This window comes from Escherichia sp. XD33, assembly GCF_019375075.1.
Classification (GTDB): Bacteria; Pseudomonadota; Gammaproteobacteria; order Enterobacterales; family Enterobacteriaceae; genus Enterobacter; species Enterobacter flexneri_A.
In genome coordinates, this window is record NZ_JAENDM010000268.1 from 1 (window position 1) to 687 (window position 687).

At 39.2% G+C, this 687-nt stretch carries 2 protein-coding genes; both read left to right on the forward strand.

Going from position 1 to position 687, the window contains the following annotated elements:
* Nucleotides 1-229: hypothetical protein (locus K0778_RS28470; protein WP_275547990.1), on the forward strand; the 229-nt coding region annotated here is incomplete at its 5' end.
* A 177-nt stretch (nt 230-406) separates the two neighbouring features.
* On the forward strand, nt 407-687 hold a 281-nt coding region (locus tag K0778_RS28475), incomplete at its 3' end, for a hypothetical protein (RefSeq protein WP_275547991.1).

Sequence of the window (687 nt, forward strand, 5' to 3'; positions counted from 1 at the left end):
TGAGTCGCTCGTTGAATCAGACTCTGATGTACTTAAGCTTGTGGAATCACTCATAGATGTTGATGTGCGTTCTGAATTACTTGTACTTAACGATGTCGAAGTACTTACCGAACCAGATGTACTTGTTGATACACTTTGTGATATTGATTCACTTGATGCAGTTGAAGCTGATTTGCTATCACTCGTTGAATCACTAAACGACGTTGATATGCTTGTTGAATCGGATTGACTTGTGCTCATTGAACCAGATGTACTTTGTGATTCCGACATACGTACTGAACTACTTGTTGATGTTGATGTGCTTGTTGAGCCAGACTGACTTGTACTCAATGATAATGACTTACTGTCAGAATCCGATGTACTTATCGAATCACTTAATGATTCTGATGTACTACCTGACTGAGACGTGCTCATTGAACTACTTACAGACATTGATTTACTGTCTGATGCAGCTAATGATCCACTTGTACTCATAGAATCGCTTATCATTTCAGACGTGCTCATTGAGTCTGATGTGCTTGTTGAGACACTTTGTGACCCCGCTACACTTAATGATCCAGATACTGAATCACTTGTGCTCGTTGAATCGCTTAATGACTCTGATGTACTCATCGATTTAGAATCGCTTGTACTTAATGATATTGATGTACTTTGTGAATCTGATTTGCTTGTTGATGCACTCACTGA